At 60.8% G+C, this 16373-nt stretch carries 18 protein-coding genes; 10 read left to right on the forward strand and 8 right to left on the reverse strand.

What is annotated here, in order from left to right:
* Positions 1–150: 150 nt before the first annotated feature.
* Positions 151–324, reverse strand: a complete 174-nt coding sequence (gene rpmF, locus QP884_RS09600; RefSeq protein ID WP_005279913.1) for a 50S ribosomal protein L32 — start codon at positions 322–324, stop codon at positions 151–153.
* 15 nt (positions 325–339) lie between these two features.
* On the reverse strand, positions 340–609 hold the full coding sequence (locus QP884_RS09605) for a type B 50S ribosomal protein L31 (protein WP_005323793.1): 270 nt from the start codon (positions 607–609) through the stop codon (positions 340–342).
* A gap of 473 nt (positions 610–1082) precedes the next feature.
* On the opposite strand from QP884_RS09605, the gene rpmB reads away from it, so the two are divergent.
* From rpmB to QP884_RS09635, 6 genes are all read left to right on the forward strand, one after another.
* A complete protein-coding gene (rpmB, locus tag QP884_RS09610; protein ID WP_005279911.1) occupies positions 1083–1319 on the forward strand; it encodes a 50S ribosomal protein L28 in 237 nt (78 codons plus the stop codon).
* Between the two features lie 2 nt (positions 1320–1321).
* Positions 1322–1486, forward strand: a complete 165-nt coding sequence (rpmG, locus tag QP884_RS09615) for a 50S ribosomal protein L33 (protein ID WP_005279910.1) — start codon at positions 1322–1324, stop codon at positions 1484–1486.
* A gap of 3 nt (positions 1487–1489) precedes the next feature.
* A complete protein-coding gene (gene rpsN / locus QP884_RS09620; RefSeq protein WP_005279906.1) occupies positions 1490–1795 on the forward strand; it encodes a 30S ribosomal protein S14 in 306 nt (101 codons plus the stop codon).
* A 15-nt stretch (positions 1796–1810) separates the two neighbouring features.
* Positions 1811–2065, forward strand: coding sequence for a 30S ribosomal protein S18 (rpsR, locus tag QP884_RS09625; protein ID WP_005279904.1), 255 nt, complete (start codon positions 1811–1813; stop codon positions 2063–2065).
* Between the two features lie 242 nt (positions 2066–2307).
* Complete coding sequence (locus tag QP884_RS09630; RefSeq protein WP_284821862.1) at positions 2308–3087, forward strand: putative nucleotidyltransferase substrate binding domain-containing protein; 780 nt, start codon at positions 2308–2310, stop codon at positions 3085–3087.
* A gap of 102 nt (positions 3088–3189) precedes the next feature.
* A complete protein-coding gene (locus QP884_RS09635; protein ID WP_204609795.1) occupies positions 3190–3906 on the forward strand; it encodes a TetR/AcrR family transcriptional regulator in 717 nt (238 codons plus the stop codon).
* Positions 3907–3922: 16 nt separating this feature from the next.
* On the opposite strand, the gene QP884_RS09640 is transcribed toward QP884_RS09635, so the two are convergent.
* From QP884_RS09640 to QP884_RS09660, 5 genes are read right to left on the reverse strand one after another with little or no spacing between them, the layout of a single operon-like run.
* Positions 3923–4555: a hypothetical protein gene (locus tag QP884_RS09640; RefSeq protein ID WP_284821863.1), complete on the reverse strand. Its 633-nt coding sequence runs from the start codon at positions 4553–4555 to the stop codon at positions 3923–3925.
* A gap of 24 nt (positions 4556–4579) precedes the next feature.
* Positions 4580–5527, reverse strand: a complete 948-nt coding sequence (locus QP884_RS09645) for a hypothetical protein (RefSeq protein WP_284821864.1) — start codon at positions 5525–5527, stop codon at positions 4580–4582.
* 15 nt (positions 5528–5542) lie between these two features.
* Positions 5543–7075, reverse strand: coding sequence for a bifunctional phosphoribosylaminoimidazolecarboxamide formyltransferase/IMP cyclohydrolase (purH, locus tag QP884_RS09650; RefSeq protein ID WP_284821865.1), 1533 nt, complete (start codon positions 7073–7075; stop codon positions 5543–5545).
* Between the two features lie 27 nt (positions 7076–7102).
* On the reverse strand, positions 7103–7711 hold the full coding sequence (purN, locus tag QP884_RS09655; protein WP_284821899.1) for a phosphoribosylglycinamide formyltransferase: 609 nt from the start codon (positions 7709–7711) through the stop codon (positions 7103–7105).
* A 22-nt stretch (positions 7712–7733) separates the two neighbouring features.
* Positions 7734–9431 (reverse strand): cell division protein PerM, encoded by a 1698-nt coding sequence (locus QP884_RS09660; RefSeq protein ID WP_284821866.1) that lies wholly within the window; start codon positions 9429–9431, stop codon positions 7734–7736.
* A 421-nt stretch (positions 9432–9852) separates the two neighbouring features.
* Here QP884_RS09660 and QP884_RS09665 point away from each other — a divergent pair, with 421 nt between their 5' ends.
* Together QP884_RS09665 and QP884_RS09670 are read left to right on the forward strand one after the other, a co-directional pair.
* A complete protein-coding gene (locus tag QP884_RS09665; RefSeq protein ID WP_179386223.1) occupies positions 9853–10602 on the forward strand; it encodes a M23 family metallopeptidase in 750 nt (249 codons plus the stop codon).
* A gap of 649 nt (positions 10603–11251) precedes the next feature.
* Positions 11252–12010 (forward strand): M23 family metallopeptidase, encoded by a 759-nt coding sequence (locus tag QP884_RS09670; protein WP_284821867.1) that lies wholly within the window; start codon positions 11252–11254, stop codon positions 12008–12010.
* On the opposite strand, the gene pcrA is transcribed toward QP884_RS09670, so the two are convergent.
* Positions 12007–14532: a DNA helicase PcrA gene (pcrA, locus tag QP884_RS09675; RefSeq protein ID WP_284821868.1), complete on the reverse strand. Its 2526-nt coding sequence runs from the start codon at positions 14530–14532 to the stop codon at positions 12007–12009. The genes QP884_RS09670 and pcrA overlap by 4 nt on opposite strands.
* Positions 14533–14629: 97 nt before the next feature.
* On the opposite strand from pcrA, the gene QP884_RS09680 reads away from it, so the two are divergent.
* Both QP884_RS09680 and QP884_RS09685 read left to right on the forward strand, forming a co-directional pair.
* Positions 14630–14953, forward strand: coding sequence for a chorismate mutase (locus tag QP884_RS09680; RefSeq protein WP_005323805.1), 324 nt, complete (start codon positions 14630–14632; stop codon positions 14951–14953).
* Positions 14954–15000: 47 nt separating this feature from the next.
* Positions 15001–16347 (forward strand): Na+/H+ antiporter family protein, encoded by a 1347-nt coding sequence (locus QP884_RS09685; protein ID WP_284821869.1) that lies wholly within the window; start codon positions 15001–15003, stop codon positions 16345–16347.
* Positions 16348–16373: the final 26 nt, after the last annotated feature.

The following is a 16373-nucleotide window of genomic DNA, read 5'->3' on the forward strand; positions in this document are numbered from 1 at the left end:
AATGAAACGGGCCAACAACCCCGGACACAACAACACCCTCCTAAGGGAAAGTGTTGCAACGACCCTCTGAACTCAAGAGGACGTTTCTAAAGCTAAAAATCCCCGCCCAGCCCTCTAATCGAGAGCGGGCGGGGAGATTAAAGAGCGAGCTTAGAACTGCTCTACGTCAACCAGACCCAGCTTGGCAGCCTTAACCAGGCGGCGCGGGATGCGGACGGTCTGGCCGTCAATGGTTACTTCCTGGAGGGCTACATTGTCAGCCTTCCACTGGGAACGGCGTGCGTGGGTGTTCGCACGGGACTTCTTAAACTTAGGAGTTGCCATTTTCTACTCTCCTCCTTACGCGTTCTTCTTCTTGCGGCGAGCCATGCCACCGAAGCGCTGGTTGAAGCGCTCGACGCGGCCGGCGGTATCCATAACGCGCTGTGCACCAGTCCAGAACGGGTGGGACTCAGCGGTAACGTCAACGACGATCAGTGGGTACTCGTTGCCGTCTTCCCACTCAACGGTGCGGTCGGAGGAAGCGGTGGACTTGGTCAAAAAGGAGTGACCGGTACCAGCATCACGGAAGACTACCGGGTGGTAATCCGGGTGAATATCTTTCTTCATATATATTCCCTCAGGGTTGGACTACGGGTCGGTTCCACGCCCCTAGCGTGGATCGTGCCCGAGTTGGGACGTACAAATTTCACTCTGTTAACCGCGCGCCGCGTGGCACGGGTCAACAACCTGAATTATCCTACAGTCAACTGACCCATATACGAAATCCCCGACCAGCAGCGACCACTCATTTCACTCACGTTTCTTGCGCCACGCTAAGCGACGCCCCACAGGCAAACACCACCCCAGCACGGCAAACGGCCCACTCGCCGCAGCAAGGCAGCGATTAGGTAATTCGCGTCCGAGGCTGTAAGATTTTCCCTTGCTGTTGTCAAAATATACGTTTTACGCCCCGTCTACTGGTGTTTGACGATGGCGCCGCACCCGCTCACACCTCACTTTTGAGCACTGCCACCCTCACACGGCAGTCGGCGCTTCATTGTCTATAGCCATGATGTGGGCGGCTAGGAGAAAGAAGACCCATGTCGGCTATTTGCCAGGTAACGGGCCGCAAGCCGGAATTCGGCAAGCAGGTCTCGCACTCGCACCGCCGCACTTCGCGCCGTTGGAACCCCAACGTGCAGCGTCGTCGCTACTACCTGCCCTCTGAGGGCCGTACCATCACCCTGAATGTTTCCACCAAGGGCATGAAGATCATCGACCGCGATGGCATCGAGTCCGTTGTGGCTAAGATTCGCGCACGTGGGGAGAAGATTTAAGTATGGCACGTAACGATATCCGCCCAATCATCAAGCTTAAGTCCACTGCGGGCACCGGTTACACCTACGTGACCCGTAAGAACAAGCGCAACAACCCGGATCGCATCACCTTGAAGAAGTTCGATCCGATTGCCCGCAAGCACGTCGAATTCCGCGAGGAGCGATAATCAATGGCTAAGAAGTCCAAGATCGCTAAGAACGAGCAGCGCAAGGAAATCGTCGCCCGCTACGCGGAGCGTCGCGCTGAGCTCAAGAAGATCATCAAGAACCCGAACACCCCGGATGAGGAGCGTCTGGAGGCTCAGTTCGAGCTGAACCGCCAGCCTCGTGACGCTTCCCCAGCCCGCGTACGTAACCGTGACGCTGCCGATGGCCGCCCACGCGGTTACCTCCGCAAGTTCGGCCTGTCCCGTGTCCGTATGCGCGGCATGGCTCACCGTGGTGAGCTGCCGGGCGTTCGTAAGTCCAGCTGGTAAAGGGGTAATTGCACAATGGCTAATAAGCGCAATAACCAAAAGAAGTTCCGTATGGAGCAGAGCCGTCGCCCAAAGAAGAACCCTTTGAAGGCTGAGGGCATCGAGAAGGTGGACTACAAGGACACCAAGACTCTGCGTCTGTTCATCTCGGATCGTCACAAGATCCGTTCCCGTCGCGTCACCGGTCTGACCCCGCAGCAGCAGCGTCAGGTTGCTACCGCAGTCAAGAACGCACGCGAAATGGCTCTCCTGCCGTTCACCACCCGCTAAACAGTAGCTGGGTATCAACAGCGCACTTTTGCCGCTGGCAAGTGTGACACGGTAAAAGAACCATAAGCTTTCGCCGCCTCCCTCCTCGAGGGCAGGCGGCGAAAGTCGTTTTAATCCTCCCCTCCCCTTCCGCGCGGCCCACATGCCCGGATCACAGAACCGAAGTGTTAGATTGAAAGCATTCGTGCACCCCGCAGCCGGCGGGGAAGCATCGGCCCCGCACTAGTGAAAGGCAGTGAGCAATGGCCCTGCACCAATCCCTACTCGATCTTTCCGAGCTCGCCCCACACTGCCAGTCCCGCGCTACGGCCCGCGGACTGCTCGCAGAGGCACAAGATATCTTGCGCAATGCGGTCGCCCACCAGGACAATGAGATTGAATTGGCCCACTGGTATTCCCGGCTGATTACGGATATTGTTCGCTCCCCGGGGGTCAACTCCCCGGTCCGCCTTACCGGCGCCGCCGCCCGCGGCGACCAGCTGCCCTCCATGCCTGTGGAGTGGGTGGGCCAGGATGACGACCTCCAAGAGGTCTTCGCCGATGTCGGTCTCCAAGCTCACGCAGCCGCCGATTCCATCGCCGCGCGCGTCGACGCCGGCCTGCCCCTTGGAAACGGCGGGGAACAAGCGCTACTGAAAGAAGCCTTAGGCCAGCGCCCGCCTGCCCTAAAGATGGTCGATGGCCTGCCGGACCGCGATGCAGCGGTGGATATTAAGGTCACACTGCTCTCCCCCATCGCGGCAATCGCACGCTGGGCGGCGCCGGGGCCGCGCCCCACGGTAGATCGCCTAGCGATCGGCGTGGAACGCGATCTGCTTAGCGCCGCTGATGCAGAAGCTTTGGACCTAGCGTGGCGCACTGGCTATGCGTTAGAGTTGCGCCGTTGGTACGAGGGCGTTAGTGATCACTCGGCAACTTTGCGCGATCTCCCGCCGTTGGACCGCACTGCTTATGGCTCCGCGTGCCGCATTGTCTCGGCGGCATTTGAGTCCATTTCCCGGCGGGCGGAAGAATATAAATAGTCTCTACGGTGCGGATTCGGAAGCAGTACCTAGTCGGGCATAAGATTGTACAGTTGGTTATTAAAAGTGAATTCTCTTTTGTGAAAGGAGTCGTCCCACCGCATGGCAGGCAATGTCGGTAGGCCGCGCAAACACAGTCCGCGGCGCAGGGGCAATAGCGCCCGTGAGGAGATTTTGGACGCCTCCTCCGAGCTTTTCACTACCCAGGGTTTTGCTACCACGTCCACGCACCAGATCGCAGACGCGGTAGGCATCCGTCAGGCGTCGCTGTACTATCACTTTCCGTCCAAGACGGAAATCTTCCTGACGCTGCTCAATTCCACCATCGAGCCTTCCTTGGAGTTGGCCGATGAGTTGGCGGGCACCGACGCGGCCCCGGCACAGCGCCTGTGGTCTTTGGTCGCCGCAGAGTCGCGTCTGCTGCTCACCAGTGGCTGGAACGTGGGTCGCTTGTATCAGCTGCCGGTGGCTAATTCTTCGGAGTTCTCCGAGTATCATGAGTCGCGCGACCGCCTGCAGAATCATTTCCGCTCCACCGCAGCCGCCATTGTGGGCGAGGATGACCCCCGCGTGGAGCTGCCCTTCCACATTGCGCTGTCCGTTATTGAAATGCGCCCCAATAACGGCACCCCGCCGTTCGACGCTTCCCAGTCGGTTCCGGAGACTGCTGCCATGCTTGCCGACGCCGCCTTGGCCGTCCTCGGCGCCTCCGTCCCCGACAATGCCGAGGAAACTACCCTCGAGCTGCTGAAGAATCGCAACGACTCCATCTCTGCGGCCGCCGCCGCAGCGGCCGACCGCAAGAAGAAGTCGCGCTAGCCCCTCGTTTTCCGCCTTAGCGCTGCCACGACTCCGTGAACTCACCCGTGGCAGCCAATCCGCCACCTTCGCGCACGCTCACTGCGCTCGGCGTCACCACGATGATAGACGGATCCGCATTGACGTAGTAGTTTTTGCCGTCTTGGGTAACGTCGCTCGTCTGGAACTGGCCGTCAAACATCGACGAGCGATAAATCTTGTCGCCACCTCCGGTCTCGCAAATGATAGCTCTGCCGTCGGGACCAGCCCCAGCGAACAAGGCACGCTCAAAGCGCTGACAGTTGGCGTAGCCGCCATCGAGCCATCCGTACTCGTTGAAATCAGAAATGTAGTTTCCCACACCAGTCTTCTGACCCCCACCGGAGGAAGACGGGGCCTCCTGCTTTTCCGTCTGCGTGACCGTGACTACCGGCGGTTTCTCAGGGGCTTCCTCCTCCTTGGTTACGGTCTCTTGCGCGGGCGTGGATTCCTCGGCGTTCTCCTCTTCTTTGTCGGAGTTATTGACCGTGGTCATTCCACTGCCCTTGCCTTTGAAGCTTGGGGCAGCGTCGTCCGTGGAGTCACTGCAACCGCTCAGCGCGAGGCTGGCGGCCACGAGCGGGACGAAGCCTGCGGCGATAAGCGGGCGAAGGCTTAAGCGAGAAGTCATGGGTTTTCCTTTCTACTGACAGGCTTAGCAGGCGGGGCTGGGCCACTGGGTTTGGGCCTGCGCTAGGGCTTCGGCCATGGAGGTAAGCACGGTTTGGGTGGAGGCGTACTGGCCATCAGGAGACGAGGCGATTAGTGCCACGGCGACGTCGTGACCGCCCAGCTGCACGATGCCCATCTGCCGCACGTCGTAGGAACCGGCAGGGCTCGGGCCCCAGCCGCCCTTCATCAAGGCGCCCGGCAAGGTGCGCAGGCCGTAGGCTTGGGCGGGATCGGCGACACCCATGGCGTCGATAATCGGCTGGGCACCTTCAACGCAGCGCACCCCAGCCATGAACTTTGCTTGGTTGCCCACGCTCCACATGGTTTGGCCAAAGGCCGTAAATTCCGGGCGGGTGACCTGGGATTGAACTTGGGTGGCGGTATCGCCCGCCTCCGCAATGACGCTTTGCGCGGCCTGCGCGGCTGCGGTCCCCTCCCCTAGCCCCGCCCACGCGGCCTTGGCGGCCTCGTTATCGGAGTAGGTGATTGCAGAGGACACCAGCTGGCTATCGGCCGCACCCATGCGATTCGCCGCGATGAGCACAGGCACCTTGGAGGTTGACCACGCGGCCTCGGGAGCGGTGCGCCCCGCTTCAATGGTGGTCGTGCCATCGGAGACCGCGATGCCCACATCGCCGTGTTCGGCCACGATGCGGTCAAGCACGGCTTGGACATCACCGGAAGGGGCCGCGGCCGATGGCTCCGTGGAAGAGGAAAGCGCAGACGAGGCGGCCGGTGGTGCGGATGAGGCTGCGGGCGCTGCGGACGTGCTCTCTTTTCCGTAGAGGGGATCTGCCGTGCCGCGTGCCTCGGTGTTGACAAAGGTAGGGGAAGTATTCGCCGCGTCCTCGTCGCCGCAGGCGCTTAGAGTGAGCGCGCAGGCGATAAGGGCGGCTGCCGGGCGCAAGGCCCGGCGGATAGGGAATGTCATGGCGTCTAGCTTAGGCTAGTGCGCGAAGTGGCGGGTACCGGTCAGGTACAAAGTAACGCCGGCTTCCTTCGCTGCCGCGATGACTTCTTCGTCGCGGATGGAGCCGCCGGGCTGGACAACGGCCTTAACGCCGGCGTCGAGAAGCACCTGCAAGCCATCGGCGAACGGGAAGAAGGCGTCGGAAGCGGCGAAGGAGCCCTCGGTGCGGTTGGCACCATCGGCCAAGGTGTTGGCGCGCTCGACGGCCAGCTTGGCGGAGTCAACGCGATTGACCTGGCCCATGCCCACGCCCACGGTGGCATTGTCCTTGGCCAGCAAGATGGCATTGGACTTCACCGCGCGCACGGCGCGCCAGGCGAACTCGAGCTCAGCCAAGTCGGACTCGTTGAGGGCCTCGCCCGCAGCCAGGGTCCAGTTGGCCGGGTTATCGCCCTCGGCCTGGTAGGTGTCTGGCTCCTGGGTGAGAACGCCGCCGGAGATGTACTTGCGCTCCTCGTGCTGGTCTTCGTGCTCTGCCTGCAGCACGCGCAAGTTCTTCTTGGCTTTAAGCACGTCAATGGCGCCGTCCTCATAGGAAGGAGCGACGATGACCTCGGTAAAGATCTCCTTGACCTGCTCGGCCATCTCTACGGTGACCTCGCGGTTGACGGCAATCACGCCGCCAAAAGCGGACATTGGGTCGCACGCGTGGGCGGCGCGGTGGGCGGCGGCGATGGACTCCTCAGACACAGCAATGCCGCATGGGTTGGTGTGCTTGATAATCGCAACGCAGGGGCGCTCGTGGTCCCACGCGGCGCGCCACGCGGCATCCGCATCCTGGTAGTTGTTGTAGCTCATCTCCTTGCCATTGAACTGGGTGGCATTGGCAAGGCCCTTGGAGCCGATGCGGGTGACGGTCGCCGCCTGGTGAGAGTTCTCGCCGTAGCGCAGCGGGGTGGTTTGGCCCTCCTCGCTGAGCTGGTCCACGAACCAGGAAGAGACGGCCGCATCATAATCCGCGGTGTGCAGGAAGGCATCGCGGGCCAGGCCGCGGCGCTGCTCCAGGGTAAAGCCACCGTTGTTCACGGCTTCCACTGCCTCGTCGTAGCGGGAAGGATCCACGGCGACTGCAACAGACGGGTGGTTCTTGGCGGCCGCACGCACCATGGATGGGCCGCCGATATCGATCTGTTCTACGCAGCCATCAAAGTCCGCGCCCGAGGCCACGGTCTCGCGGAAGGGGTACAGGTTGACCACGACGAGCTGGAAAGGCTCTACCTCGAGCTCGGAGAGCTGGTTGAGGTGGTCGTCCTTGCGGGTATCGGCCAGGATTCCGGCGTGCACGCGCGGGTGCAGCGTCTTGACGCGGCCTTCCAAGCACTCCGGGAAGCCGGTGAGCTTTTCTACCGGAGTGACCTCGATGCCAAGGTCCGCGATCTTCTTCGCGGTGGAGCCGGTGGAGACGATTTCCACGCCTGCCTTATCGAGGGCGCGGGCTAGATCCTCCAGCCCGGTCTTGTCGTACACGCTGATAAGGGCGCGCTTTACCTGCTTGCGGTCTTCGCTCATGAGGAGGATTAAGCCTTTCGAAAAGTCTTAGTCTGCGAGTTGAATAGTTAGTTTCTCGTCGTGGACGTTCGCTGCACGCAACACCTCCACGATGAGATCGCGCTCTACTTGTTTGATGCGCTCGTGGAGTGTGGCCTCGTCATCGTCGGCGTTAATGGCAACGGGGCGCTGCGCGATGATGGAGCCGGTATCCACGCCCGCGTCCACAAAGTGGACGGTAGAGCCAGTGATCTTCACGCCATAATCCAGGGCGTCGCGCACAGCGTGCGCTCCCTTGAAGGCGGGCAGCAGCGCCGGGTGGGTATTGATGGTGCGGCCTTCGAAGCGGTCCAGGAATTCCTGGCCGAGGATCTTCATAAAGCCCGCAGAAACAACAACGTCTGGCTGCGCAGCATCTACTGCGTCAACCAGACGTTGATTCCATTCGGCGCGATCCGCACCCAGCGCCACGACCTCGGTGTCAATCCCGTGGTCCTGTGCGCGCGAAATACCGTGGCATTCCTTATCCGCCACCACCTTGACTACCTGGTAGTGCCCGGCCTGGGCATCCACGATGGCTTGCAGCAGGGAACCCGTTCCAGAAACGAGCACCACCACTCGGAGGCGTTCAGGGTCAGCGGTATAGCGCGGAGGCATCGGTGAAGTCACGCGCTATAGCCTAGCCCCTCTCCCCCTCCTCGGGGGAATCTTCGCCCGCGGAGTCCTGCTCGCTCTCCCCCATTTGGTCCTTGAGCTGTTGGCTCAGCGGCTTGGCGACGCCCCTTTCATCGCCCTCCTCAGCCTCCTTTTCCGGTTCTTCTTCCGGCTCCTCCGCTATTTCATCGTCCGGAGTGTCCTCTTCTTTCTGCTCTTCTTCCGGTTCCTCTGCGACCTCGGCAGGTGCAGAATCCTGGGACTCGTCCTCAACTACCTCGGCGTCAACGATTTCCGGATCGGTGATGGGCTCGCGCTCCGAGTCGGTGGGAGCCTCGTCGGTTTCGGCGGCGGCTGCATCAGGTGCGTCGGCAGTGACATCATCGGCGGTGTCCGCAACTGGTGCCGTGCGGGCCGCGCGCCATGCCACGAAGGCGAAGCCAGCGGCAACGGCGCAACCAACGACGGCCATCCACAGGGCGGTAAGGCCGGCGGCAGTCCACAGCTGCGGGCCGGTCGCGCCGTAGTAGCCAAGGTCACCGCTGACGAGGTAGCAGGCAGCCAGCATGATTACTGCGGCGGCCACCGTAGCTACTAGAACGTCCTGAAAGCTCGGACGCTTCTTATACAACGAATAGATTGCAGCACCGAGGGGGACAATTAATAGCGCCACCGCCCAGCTGGGCGCGGATGCAGGAATGCCGCCGGTAATGGGGAGCGGTGGCAGCGGCACGAGGTGGGCGCTAAAGAGGCTTACCGAGCCTTCGCCTACGGAAAACTCCGAGCCCACCAATACCGCCGCGGTGCTCACGATGGCATTGGGAATGTAGAGCACGCTCAGCAGCACGAGTCCGGCAATGCCTAAACCGGAGATCGTGGGATAGTCATTCATCATCTCGCCCTGGCGGGAGACATTGACCAGGAAGACCACCGCAAAGACTGCGGATGCACCAATGGCCAGGTAGGCGAGGTAGCGAAGGGCGATCTGGGTGGCGTCGACAAGCGGGCGCGGCACTCCATAACGCTTGGCCAACGCCCGCCACAAGCGCCAACCCATACCGGCCGCCATGGCGGCCAGATGCAGAACAATAACGCGCAGCAGTGCCTGCACCAGGTTTGGCGGGGAGACGTCATAGACCTTGCCCGCATCCCACAGCATCAACCACGCGATAATGGTAATTACCACTGGGACCCCGAGCACGCAGGCCAAGAGAGTCAGCAGGTCCTTGACGCTGACCTTGTGTTTTACCGCGCTGCGCACTCGGACCGCCACCACTGTGGCGAGGATGAGCGCTGGCAAGGCTGGCAGGAAGGAAATATTCACATCGGCCGCAGAGACCGGGGCAAGGTTAAAGACCATCCAGGCCTCCGCCACGATGGTGTACCACCACGCCATGGGAGAGCCGGCGAGCATGAGACCGCCCAGCGCGATGGCCATAATGATAAGGACAATAACCACGTTGGGTACTGCCGCAGTGATAAGCATGCGGCGAATGCGCCCGGCTTTGGTCAACGGCGCGGGGGTACGGCGCGCCTTGGCCTTGGAGCCGGCCTTGCGGGCGACGCGCTGCGCCGATCCAGAGGACTGGCGTGACCCACTGGGATGAGGCGCGCGTGGGGTGCGCTCCGCGCGCACCGTACGGCCCCGCGCCTGGCTACGCGGGCGGGGCGTTGACCGAGATTGGGGGCTGGTGTTTTTGTTCATCGGCGTCCACTTTGCCACCTTCCGGAAGTGAAATCGGGGTGGCACGACGAGGCACCCGCAAAATCACCGGTGGCAACCCCTGTACCTGGGCTATACAAATATATAAGGAGTATAAAATCTACCCTGGTTTCACACCCTTAACTCTGGCTGTAATACTATTACTATGAAGAAAAAGGCCGCTAGTTTTGCGTGACGCACGCGGAGATCGCGTGGGATCTTTATCGCACTAATAATATTCTGCGTGCCACATGTTGCCTGCTCGTGGACAATTTCCCCGAGGCGAGCCTGAAAATTCCTTAATTTGGGTTGCTGTTATCTTTTCGAGACGCTACTGTTACATCTCGTTGGTAACAAGAAGGTCACAATCTCGTAACTAACTCGGTGGGGACGTAACACTCGTTCTGCGCAGATTGTGAAAATAATGACGAAAGAAGACCTAATGCGAAGCAAAGTTCAGCGTGGCGCCGGCCGCCATCGCAAGATTGTCACCTCGCAGACCGCGAAGGGCCGCATTGCCGTAATGACGGTTGCGGCAGGTGCAGTTTCCACCGCCGGCGTTGGTGGCGCAGCCGCCGCAAACATCCAGTCCGATGACGCGGCCACCACCAAGACACAGTCCGTTGACTTCGAGCTCGCCTCTGACTCCACTCAGGTTGAGGACGCCGCCGCGACTCCGGTTGATACCACCCCGCAGATCCTCAACGTTGCTGAGGCTAAGCCAGTTGCCGATCTGACCGATCAGCTCAACAAGGCTATCCAGGCTTCTGAAGAGCGCGCCGCTGCCGACGAAGCCGCTCGCGCACCTTCCGTTGCCCGCCCTGCAGAGGGCGCATTCACTTCCCCATTCGCCATGCGCTGGGGCACCTTCCACAAGGGCGTCGACATCGCCAACTCTCCCGGCACCCCAATCCTTGCCGTCATGGATGGTACGGTCATCGACTCCGGTCCTGCCTCCGGCTTTGGCCAGTGGATCCGCATCATGCACGACGACGGCACCATGACCGTTTATGGTCACATGCAAACTCTTGACGTTGCCGTTGGCGAGCATGTGCACGCCGGCCAGAAGATTGCCGGCATGGGCTCGATGGGCTTTTCCACCGGATCCCACCTCCACTTCGAAGTTCACCCGAACGGTGGCGAGGCAATCGATCCGCAGCCCTGGCTGGCCGAGCGAGGCATCGACCTCTAAGGCTCACCCCCAATACCTTCTTGTTAAGCGCCGCAGAGATGTATTTCTCTGCGGCGCTTTGTCATGCCCACAGACACCCTCCCCTCACCTAGTGCACCCCCAGAAGGCCGGATTGCATCAAATGCGCTCCAGACTGCCCCTAGGGCGCTCTACACGACGCTTGGCGCCGTCTGAGGACTCCGCTGCCACTAGCGAACACAGCACCAGCTAGAACCCAACCGCGGCCCCACAAGGGGTCAGAAGCACATTCAGGCAAGTCCAGTACGCAGACTTGTCGCAGGTGAGTGGATATTTTTAACTTTTAGCCGCCGACACCGCGCGAGACTGCAGCCCCATGCCATGGGCGCCACCCCCAAGGTCCACCCCCAGAGCCTAAACCAGTACTTTACAGACGCCACTCCAATCACATTCGTAACACACGCAACAAGCTGGCATGTTCGAATAGTTTCGAACTATTTCCGCCGCTACCAGCGTTTTTTAAGATTGCGCGGGCCGTTCGAGCGGGCTAACTTTTAACTCGTTGCCACGAGCGATTACGAACGCAAGCATTTCGGCTTTCGGCGTGTCGCGGTTGGCAGTTGAAAAACGCCGCCCCCTCCAGGGTGCGGGCGTCCCGAGACCATGCACAGCCATGAAAAGGACTTTAACTATGAAGCGCATGAACCGCGCACGCAAGAACGTGACGCTGAGCATCGTTACGCTTGGCACCGTACTTGCTACCGGCACCACCGCTTTTGCTGCAGAGCCAGTGGCTAGCGTGGACGTATCGGACGGCTCCTCCGAGCCCACAGCTACCAATGTAGATAACGCCGGCGTGGTCGACGCCCTTGTTGGCCTGGCCACCACCACCGTTGGCGTATTGAACGGCGAGGCTACCCCGCAGGTAGATGGAAACGAATCCGGCGGCGTCAATATCATCCTGGATCCGGGTTCTGTACCGGGATTGAAGGAAGCCTTTGCCCCGCAAGGAAACCACTCCGGTCTCACCACCAAGCGCGGCACGGACTCCGAGGGCAATACCGTGGTCTTTCCTACCTCCGGCACGCTTACTTCTGGCTTTGGCCAGCGTTGGGGCACGATGCACAACGGCATCGACGTAGCCAACTCCGTGGGCACCCCGATTCACGCGGTCATGGACGGCACCGTCATCAACTCCGGCCCGGCACAAGGCTTTGGCAACTGGATCCGCATCCAGCACGATGACGGCACCATCTCCGTCTACGGTCACATGCCGGCAGACCAGCTCAAGGTAAATGTGGGCGAGCACGTGACCGCGGGCCAGGAAATCGCCGGCATTGGCAACGAGGGCCACTCCACTGGCCCGCACCTCCACTTTGAGATTCACCCAGGCGGAGGCGCCCCCGTTGACCCAGTTTCCTGGTTCAACGAGCGCGGCATTTCGGTCTAAAGCTTTTCCATCGGCACTCCGCCGATGAGCATCAGCCGGACCTTACCGGAAGAACCAAAGTCCACGGTGACCGTGGCGCGCTTGCCGGAGCCGGACGTCTCAATGACAGTTCCGAGCCCGTACTTGGCGTGATTGACACGGTCACCCACGGCTAGGTTGAGGTTATTGTTCTTAGGCATCGAGGTCGCCGCCGGCTTGCTGGTGCGCTGCGATGGGGAAGACGCAGCGCGCCCTGCACCGCGGGATCCGCCCCGAGAACCACCACTGCCCCAACCAGACCAGTCGCGGCCGTAGGAACGACCATATTGGTAGTCGTCCTCGCCCCACGCGCCGGTCAGGGAACTATCGGAGTCTTCGCGCCGCCAGTTGATGAGGTCTTCTGGGACCTCGCCGAGGAAGCGACTGGCGGGATTGGTCACCGGATTGCCCCACGCCGAACGCAAAATGGCGCGGGTAAGATACAGCTGCTCGCGAGCGCGGGTAATGCCCACATAGGCGAGGCGGCGCTCCTCGCTTAGTTCCTTCGGGTCACCCAGTGAGCGCATATGCGGGAATTGGCCATCCTCCCAGCCGGTCAAAAAGACCACGGGGAACTCGAGGCCCTTTGCGGTGTGCAAAGTCATCATGGTGACCACACCGGTCTCAGAATCCGGGATCTGGTCGGCATCGGCCACCAGCGACACCTTTTCCAAGAATGCCTGCAACGAACCGGGCGCAGCTTCGCCCTCCTCTACTAGCTCAGAGGGGTCCACTGCATCCGCGCCGGAGGCGGCAAGCTGGTTGGCCGCCTCTGAGGTGAATTCGCGGGCCACCGATACCAACTCGTTGAGGTTATCCAGGCGGGCACCGTCCTGCGGGTCATTCGAATTTTCCAATTCCGCCTTGTATCCCGTGGCATCCAAAATTGCGGAAAGCAGCTCACCCAAATCCGGTTGGCCGGTAACCTCATCGCGCATGGACGGGATCTGATTGCGGATGCCCTCCATCATGTCGTTGAATTTGCCCACCGCATTGATGGCCCGAGTGCCCAGGCCAGGGACGTCGCCCCGAGGGACATCGGCAAGCGCCTTGCCAAAGCTGATGCCCTGGTTCTCCGCGTGCAGGGCAATATGCCCCTGTGCCTTGTCACCAATGGCACGCTTGGGCACGTTGATAATGCGGCGCAGGCTCACCGTATCGTCTGGATTGTCCAAGATGCGCAGGTAGGCCACCATGTCGCGGATTTCGCGCCGCTCATAAAAGCGCGTACCACCCACCACCTTGTACGGAATTCCGGAGCGAATGAAGATATCTTCCAGCGCACGGGAGGCGTTATTGGTGCGGTACATGACCGCGATATCGGAATAGCTGCGGCCCTTATCCGCCAAGGAATCGATTTCAGAAGCGATGAAGCGCGCCTCATCGTGCTCATTATCGGCAACGTAGCCTACGATCTGCTCGCCCTCACCGTGGGCGGTCCACAGGTTCTTCTCGCGACGATTCTCATTCTTGGCAATAACGGCATTGGCCGCATTGAGAATGGTCTGCGTGGAGCGATAATTCTGTTCCAGCAAGATGGTGTGCGCCTGCGGGTAGTCGCGCTCGAATTCCTGAATATTGCGGATGGTGGCCCCACGGAAGGCATAAATGGACTGATCGGAATCGCCCACTACGCACAGCTCCGGGGCATCGGGTCCGAGCTCTCCCCTGCCCACGAGTGCGGCAACTAAGGCGTATTGGGCGTGGTTGGTGTCCTGGTACTCGTCGATAAGCACGTGCTTAAAGCGCCGGCGATAGAAATCCACCACCTGCTGGTGCTGGGTGAAAATCCGCACCACCTCACCGATGAGATCATCAAAGTCCACGGCATTGGCCGCGCGCAGGCGGCGCTGGTATTCGGCATAGACCTGGGCCACGGTGGTCTCAAACGGGTTCTTGGTCTGCTGCGCCTTCTCCAGCGCGGATTCGGGACCGATGAGCTCGTTCTTATGGTTAGAAATCTGATTTGCCAGCACGCGCGGAGTGTACTTCTTCAAATCCAGCTGTAAGTCCTTAGCAATCATGGACAAAAGCCGGCGGGCATCATCGCCATCATAAATGGTGAAGTTGGTATTAAGACCCGGCACCAGCTGCGCATTTTGGCGCAGGATGCGCACGCAAATGGAGTGAAAGGTAGATACCCACATGCGCTCGGCCACGGGGCCTACCAGCCCGCCCACGCGCTCCTTCATTTCCGCGGCGGCCTTATTAGTAAAGGTAATGGCGAGGATCTCCCACGGATTTACCCCGCGATGGCGCATGAGATAGGCAATGCGGCGGGTAAGCACGGCGGTCTTGCCGGAACCAGCGCCGGCCACGATGAGCAGCGGGCTGCCCGAGTGGGTAACGGCCTCCAGCTGCTGTGGGTTGAGGCCCTCGGTCAAGGCATCGGGGGATTCGGATTGCGGGCTCGCTGCGCGCGGTGCGCCGAAGCCGCCAAATGGACTCGGCGTGGGTGCGCCGCCGGTGGACGGGGAAGGGCTAAAAGGAGAGTTTTCGTTCATAATGCCTTCCAACCTACTAGCCCCACTGGACACGCCCCGTATCCGCCGTGCGAGCTGCTATTTCCTTTTGCGCGGGCGGGTGGCACAATATGGTCTTATGACCGCAGAAGATAACAAGGACATCGTCGATAACGGCCTGGACATCCGCACGCCTTCGGGCACGGATGATCCCCTATCTGATGCGGAGATCCAACAGTATCGCGAAGAAATCAACCGCATGGACCGCATCATCTTGGATGCCGCCAAGCGCCGCACGGAAGTCTCCCAAGCCATTGGCCGCACCCGCATGAACTCCGGCGGCACCCGCCTGGTCCACACCCGCGAGATCGCCATTTTGAATCAGTTCCGCGATGAACTTGGGGAAGAAGGCCCTACCATCGCTTCGGCGCTGCTGCGGATGGGCCGCGGCCGGCTGGGGTAGCCGAATAATTACTGGCCAGCCGATACTATGCAGTACCCTGAATTAGCATGAATGCAGTTCTCGTCGCCGTCATAGTCATGCTCGTGCTCGCCCTCCTGCGCGTGCATGTGGTGGTAGCGCTCTTCCTAGGCGCCATCGTCGGCGGGCTCCTGTCGGGCATGGGGCTCGATGCCACCATGGTCGCCTTCCAAGACGGCTTGGGCGGCGGCGCCAAGATTGCCCTAAGCTATGCACTCTTGGGTGCTTTTGCCATGGGCGTAGCTTCGGCCGGGCTGCCACAAGTCCTGGCTAATTTCCTCATCCGCAAGCTCGGCGGCAGCGGCGAAGCAGACCCCAAAGCCGCCCTGGCCACCAAGTGGATGCTCATCCTCGGACTCATCGCTATGTCCGTGATGAGCCAGAACCTCATCCCGGTCCACATCGCCTTCATTCCGCTCATCATCCCGCCGCTACTTACAGTGATGAATAAGCTGCGCCTGGACCGCCGGCTGATTACTACCTGCCTGACCTTCGGCCTTATCACCACCTACATGTTCATTCCGGTGGGCTTTGGCTCCATCTACTTAAATGACATCCTGCTCTTTAATATCCAGCAGGCGGGGCTTGATACCTCCGATATCAATATCATGCAGGTTATGGGCGTACCAGCGCTCGGCATGCTCGCCGGCCTACTCATCGCTATCTTCTTTAGCTACCGCAAACCGCGTGACTATGAAAACCTGCCCATCACGGCTGAGGAGCACCAAAAGGCCCCCTCGGCCTATAAGGTGTGGGTGTCCGTCGTGGCCATCATTGCCACCTTTGCGGTGCAGATTGTCATGCAGGCTCTCGACTTCGAGTCCGATGGCCTCATGGTCGGCGCGCTGACCGGCCTGGGAATTTTGCTGCTTACCGGCGCGGTGGATTGGAAGCACGCGGATGATGTCTTTACCAATGGCATGAAGATGATGGCGCTCATCGGCTTCATCATGATCACCGCCCAGGGCTTTGCCTCGGTCATGACGGCTACCGATGAGGTCGGCCCGCTGGTGGATGCCACCGCCAACCTCTTTGGCACCAATAAGGTCCTCTCCGCCGGCGCGATGCTGGTGGTGGGCCTCGTGGTCACCATGGGCATCGGCTCGTCCTTTTCCACCCTGCCCATCATTTCCGTTATCTATGTGCCGCTGTGCATGTCGCTGGGCTTTAGCCCCGCGGCCACCGTGGCGCTTATTGGCACAGCAGGCGCGCTTGGCGACGCCGGCTCTCCCGCCTCCGACTCCACCCTCGGCCCTACCGCTGGCTTGGGCACGGACGGCCAACACGACCACATCCGCGACTCGGTCATCCCGACCTTCATCCACTTCAATATTCCACTGCTGATCGCCGGCTGGGCAGGCGCGCTCTTCCTCTAAAAGGCCCCGACGCGGTGGCGCTTTCT

It is taken from the genome of Corynebacterium tuberculostearicum (assembly GCF_030229345.1).
Classification (GTDB): Bacteria; Actinomycetota; Actinomycetes; order Mycobacteriales; family Mycobacteriaceae; genus Corynebacterium; species Corynebacterium tuberculostearicum_G.